Below are 5,670 nucleotides of genomic sequence, written 5' to 3' on the forward strand. Positions count from 1 at the left end.
AAGATCAGACGTTTGCCGCAATCGTATATTCAAAAGCAATTGTTAAATCGGAATTAATTTCCTCTCGCTCCCATGCAACCATAAGAGAGGTAAAAATAGCTTGCCGCTCCAATGCGGTTACAAGCCATGGGGCCACCCTGTTTCAGGCAAGCAGCACAAGCTGCCCCCAAGCGAACTGGAACGAATCCATACAGTTATGCTTCCGTGCACATCATCTGCTGGGAAGCCAGCAACCGGGGTGGCGGATGACAGCCACAAATACATAGATCATCGCTTAATGCTGCGTGTCTTCCGTCTGGCGCGGTCATGATCTGGCGCGGTCCGTCGCACTGGATTTTCCCCGTTGTACTGCAAGCCGGGCATGCGACTGGATCTCCTTCGTGAGCGACGTCTCTATCGCTCAATTGAATAGAGGTGGGGACCGCCTGAACGACGCCGTTAGCGGTCGTTTTGTCGCCGTTCAAAATTAGAAATCGTTTCATGGTGCCTTTAAAGCTTTAAGGTTTCTGGCGCATTCAATCTTGTTTCGCGAACCGTTGCGCGACCCGTCTATTCTTTTTCCAGGCCCGCATATGCAATGCTGGTCGTAACAACCATTGAGCGCAGATCGGCCCGCACCGTGAGCGTTCCCCATTTGAAGACAAACGCATCGGCGCCGATCGCAGAAGACACACAAGGCTGCTGCGCTTCGGAGGCGATCATTTTCGATAGCGTCTTCTTTTCCTTCACGAGGTCGTCTTCAGTTGCCGACCAGTCGGTTTTCCTGGCGACGCCGTCTAGCCATACCAAGTCGACCATTGCGAGTTTTTGGTTGCGATAGCGAGCTGTCACGCCAAAAGTCCTCCCCCAAACCTTCACGTTCTCGATGCCATAGCTTTCCCACTCGTCGTACTTCGCCAGTTCCGTTGGCCCGGTCAACGGCAAGTGGTCAGGTGACGGTTTGCGGTGAAAGAGGCTCGTAGACGCATCAATCGTCAGTGTGCCCGTGGAAAAATCTAGCGTAGCCATCCAGTTCCCATTAACTCCCAAACTTCATGATGTCGCCGCCAACGGGGCGATTTTTTTCAGGGCTGGATACGCAATGCTGCATGCCGCAACCTTAAACTGAGGTGTACCGCAACACCTTCGAAAACGATTCCGATGCTGTGGGGTTCATCGCCTTTGAAGACGAGTCGACGGGTCACGATACCCTCTGTTTTCAGCGTCCTTCTTTGTCCTGGCGAAGAAGAGTCCACTCAACGTAGTGCACCTTGCCCGCGTCTGACCAATCCTTTATCACCAGATCTGGCATGACCGCGCCCTTGACAACATGTACCTGATGTTCCGGATGGCCCTTCGCCTGCCAATGCCCAGTGGCCGGGCATGCCTCGCCCGTTCTCACCGCCGGGATGACTGTGTCCGGTTCGATGTAGGAGGTGGTCTCCGGCGCAGTCAGGAAGTATTCGGACTCGTCAGGGATCAAACCGTCTGTGTAGCGGTCATCCTTCCAAAGCAGGCACCAACTGACATCGATGTCTTCGGCGTGGCCACTACTCTCGTTGAAAGCTCCCGTCATACGGGGCGCGCGCGTGCCTTGAACAAGGTAGTTAAAGCAGCCCACGTTTTCACTGCTGGTGGCGCCTACAGGAATAAGGCCAAGCACTTTCCCGCGTGTGATCGTGACGGGCTCCCATATGCCATCGATGGGCACGGTGTCGCCTGATCGGACAACGACATTGGTAGGTTGCGGCACAGCCGGCAATACCTCGGGAAAAACGGGAAAACTGAGTTGATAGAAAGGAAAGACGTATGCCTTGGGATTCAGCAACGCACCGGCAGCCGTGAAGTGTGCGGTCGCGCGCCCGCTTGCGGGCACCTCGCAGGCAGCGTGCTCACCCACATACTCGCTTCTGCGCATAAGCAGATTCAGCGCTTCAACCTTAGGCGGGTAAGGCGCCTCCTGAATGCCACGCTCCCAGTAGTCGCCATCCGGGTAAAGGTACTTGGCGACGACGTGGTAGTCCGTCAGCGCCTGATCGAACGCTTCGTCTTGACGCCAGACAAATCGATAGCCTCGCCGCAGTTCGTCCAAACCTTTGTTGTAAGCGCTGAGGATCCCATAGATGCGCGGCAAGTTATCCGCCAGCATCTGTTCGGGCTGACTCGATGGCCAGGTCTTGACCGCGTTCTCATAGGCACGTGCGAAGATTTCCCAGTCGTCCCGCTTCTTGGCCCAGAGGCTATAGCTTGTCAATCTCTTCAGGAGCCAGAAAACCTGACGGCGCGTCGTTTCATCGCGCATATTGAACAACTTCATTGCGGCTCCGTGGTTCATTACCGGTTGTCTGAGTTGGCAGCACGTGCCGCCGCGGTGGCACTGCTATTACTCACCTTAGTCTGGATTTCCTCGGTTCCAAGACGGCGGGTCTGTGCAGCGCCACGTACGTTCTCATCGAACTTGCTGTAGCCGTAAACGTCTTCGATGTTTGTCCAGTTCGTCGCTCGAAGCTCGACGGTCACTCCATTTTTCGAAATGATGGGTGGCAATTTGCCTTGCTTAAGTAACTCGCCCGCCGCCGTAATCTCGTCGGCAAGTTCACCGAGATCGACGATGAGTTGCTGGCCGCCACCTTCAAGATATTGAGTGGGAACTGCGTCGCCATATTGCTCTGCAATCTGTCCAGACCAAGCCTTCAAATCCATATGGGAAGGTAAGTCCGCAGGTAGATGCACAATCGCAAGAAAGCCATTCCCGTTCCACTCGTCAAGCACGGCCGAGCGAGTGCGCCATTCCTCGGCACTTTTGGGCGCCTCGCCCAGCCCCCAGAACGCGGGCTGCCGTCCCCCGGCCTTGCTCCCCCCGGGGTATGGCGCATGCTTCGACGGATTGCCGAATGCGCGGTAAAGCTTCTTGCCGGCTAGTTCCTTCGACCCAATTGCCGAGATCTCTCCAGAAAATGTTGCTACCTTCGTGAAAACCTGATCTTTCCCATAGCTCGCAATCTTTCCGCGGTCTTTCAGGATATCAGGCCAGCCTTGGTCGATTTTCGACTGATACCTGGCAGTCAACTTAGCCTCGATTTTGCCTTCGTCCGCCAAGCATTCCGAAGAAGGGAACTTGCCACGCCGGATTTCCCGCGCGAGCCGTCGTTCTTCAAGATACGCTTCTGCTTCGCGACGCACTTTCGGCATGCCGCCCGTAGCAATTTCGTGAATTTCGCCACGGTAGACCATGTTCTGCAGCGTTTTGAGCTTCGCCTCGAATTCCCGCAATGCCTTGGGCACCATGCGATCCGCCATGTCCTGCAGCGCGGAGAAACCAGCGCTCACCTGTTCGATCTTGCTGCGCCAGATTTCGGGCAACAGTTTTCCAACGCGTGCCTCGAGAGACTTGCGGATGGCGAGCTGGACGGTCGCGCAAAAGTCCTTAAGCTTGTTTAGGACCTGGGACTCGTACTGCGCGATGTTCAGTGCTTTCAGCCACTTCGGCGCGTCACCGTGGCCCATGCGGTTCAGGAACTGGATGACTTCGGCAAGGAGCGCATGGTCTTTGGCGGCGATGCCCTCAACCCGCAAAGCTAATCGGCCTACGCCCTTGATTACGCCACCAACCACCGGTATCAGCGCGAACACAAGAATGACGAGCAGCGCCCACTCCATGATCTCCTCGCGCTTTCTCGGATCCGTACTGAGGCGAATTGAGACGGAGAGAAGGTCGCGGGCGGCTGTCACATCGCCCACGAGCGGAATCATTCCGATGGCAGCATCCGTGATGACCTGACTGATGGTCTGCTTTTCATTGAACGCGCCTTGCAGAGTTCCCCAACACCACTGCCCCACGTCCAGAGACGTCTTTTTGAAATCCTCCAGGCTCCAGTTCACCTCACGCTCCCCCGTGCTTGGCAAGAAGCGAATCCACATCGCTTTCAGAAAGCTGTTCGCCTTTGAAATCAGGATTCTTCGTCAGATCCTTGCGCGCGAATTGACGCGCATCGGGGCCAAGCTGAACCTGAACGGGACCGACCGGCACGTTTTCCAGGTGCATTTTGCCCTGCGCGTCCAATACGCCCTCGCGCGTGCTGTTGTCTGATAGCGTTGCTATGTACTTGGCTCCCTGGACCGGCTCATTGTCGTGATACAGATACTGCATGGCCGCGTCATATTTGGATGTTGGAAGCGGCGGTAGTGGATAGTCTGTCTGCGCGGGGCCGTTAAACGCGTGCTGACTGCCCTTGACGTCGACCTTACCGGGTGCGTGAATTTCAATATTGCCGTCTTTGAGGCGGATATACGCACCGCCCGACGTCAAAAGAATTTCCTGGCCCGCTGCGGCTTCGATTTTTTCCGTCGCGGAAAGCAATTTCACGGTTTTTTGAGCCGTGAATTCGACGCCGTCGGAGTGAGCCTGAATCTTCATCTTGCCCTTTGCGGCAAAGAGCTTCATCCCAGCGTTCTGCGCAAACAGACTGATCTTCTCCGACACACTCGCAACAAGCGATTTCCCGGTTGCGATGTGCGTGTTCTGACCACTTACCAGATTGACGGTCTGATCCGCCGCTATGTGCGCGGACTTCTGCGTTGACATCGCGATGCCCGCCGGCGTCGCGAATAGCATGATCGGCTCCTTGAACGTATTCGCGCTGCCTGTACCACCGCCGGCGGTGTTACCACCGCTGCCCGTCGCTCCCGACACGCTGTTCTGTGTTGCGTCGGTGAAAGACTTCAGCGAATCGCAACCGTGTCTCAGGCTTTCCGCCTGGTGCATTTCGCTGGCTTGTGCAAGCGCTTCCATGACGCTTTCCGCATTCACCAACTGGCTATTCGCCTCACGCACTTCGAGCGGTTGGCTCGAGGCGCCGTTTGCCGGATGCGTCGACAAATACAGGCCCTTTTCGGCCCGGACCGCGCCGTACGCATCCGACTTCAGATCGAAGCCGCTCCCCAGATACGCGCCGCGTGAGTTACCCGTCTGCGCGATCAGATAGCCAAGATGCAGTTGGGAATTTGCACTCGTGCTGTAGAGCTGCATGCGGTTCTGGCCAGTGGCATCGTCCATCACCATCTGGTTGTAACCGCTGCCCTGGTATTCCTTGGACTTGTAGCCCGACAGAATTCCGTTCGAATGCCAGTCCGGCGTCTTTGCACCGTTATAGGTACGTCCGGTGACGATCGGTTTGTCGCAGTCGCCGTCAAGGAAAGATACGATCACCTCTTCGCCGATACGAGGCACATGAACCGCACCATAGCTGCCGCCGGTGTCTGAGTGGGCCACGCGGATCCAGCACGACGCGTTCTGATCTCCTCCATTGAGGCGATCCCAATGCATGTGGACCTTGATGCGATTCAACTCGTCCGTAAAAACCTCTGCATTGGCGGGGCCAACCACCGTCGCCGTCTGCATGTGCATCTTCGGCTTGCTGTGCTCGAACGGGCTGCGGAAAGGGACTGTTCTGCGCTGCGCTTCGACAGTGACCACCAGGAAACCTTCGCTACCGTCGGCCGACTTGATGAGCAGCGTTGGATTGCTGGCGTGCTGTGCACGGGCCGCGGCGATCGTTTGCTTCAGGCTGTGCGGGAAGTCTGTCGTGCCGCCGGAGACCGGCAGGTTGTTCTCGATAATCCATTCAACGGCGATAACCGCAAACTGCCGGTCCTGCTGGCTGTCGGTGCCATGCCCCGGATGGTCCTGCA

At 56.5% G+C, this 5,670-nt stretch carries 6 protein-coding genes; 1 reads left to right on the forward strand and 5 read right to left on the reverse strand.

Annotated elements, in window-relative coordinates:
* Positions 1 to 266: hypothetical protein (locus tag ACFSNN_RS25740; RefSeq protein WP_377779198.1), on the forward strand; the 266-nt coding region annotated here is incomplete at its 5' end.
* Here ACFSNN_RS25740 and ACFSNN_RS25745 read toward each other — a convergent pair.
* The 5 genes from ACFSNN_RS25745 to ACFSNN_RS25765 all read right to left on the reverse strand — a co-directional run.
* Entirely contained in the window at positions 195 to 482 is a 288-nt protein-coding gene (locus ACFSNN_RS25745; protein ID WP_134457422.1) for a PAAR domain-containing protein, read from the reverse strand. The two genes, ACFSNN_RS25740 and ACFSNN_RS25745, sit on opposite strands and share 72 nt — an antisense overlap.
* Positions 483 to 549: 67 nt before the next feature.
* Positions 550 to 1,008, reverse strand: a complete 459-nt coding sequence (locus tag ACFSNN_RS25750; protein WP_134457423.1) for a hypothetical protein — start codon at positions 1,006 to 1,008, stop codon at positions 550 to 552.
* Between the two features lie 190 nt (positions 1,009 to 1,198).
* Positions 1,199 to 2,296: an Imm72 family immunity protein gene (locus ACFSNN_RS25755; RefSeq protein WP_166799266.1), complete on the reverse strand. Its 1,098-nt coding sequence runs from the start codon at positions 2,294 to 2,296 to the stop codon at positions 1,199 to 1,201.
* Between the two features lie 17 nt (positions 2,297 to 2,313).
* Positions 2,314 to 3,861: a hypothetical protein gene (locus tag ACFSNN_RS25760; protein WP_134457425.1), complete on the reverse strand. Its 1,548-nt coding sequence runs from the start codon at positions 3,859 to 3,861 to the stop codon at positions 2,314 to 2,316.
* A 1-nt stretch (position 3,862) separates the two neighbouring features.
* Positions 3,863 to 5,670 (reverse strand): DUF2345 domain-containing protein (locus tag ACFSNN_RS25765; RefSeq protein ID WP_377779197.1); only part of this gene is annotated, 1,808 nt, incomplete at its 5' end.

This window comes from Paraburkholderia dipogonis, from assembly GCF_042680985.1.
Taxonomy (GTDB): Bacteria; Pseudomonadota; Gammaproteobacteria; order Burkholderiales; family Burkholderiaceae; genus Paraburkholderia; species Paraburkholderia phytofirmans.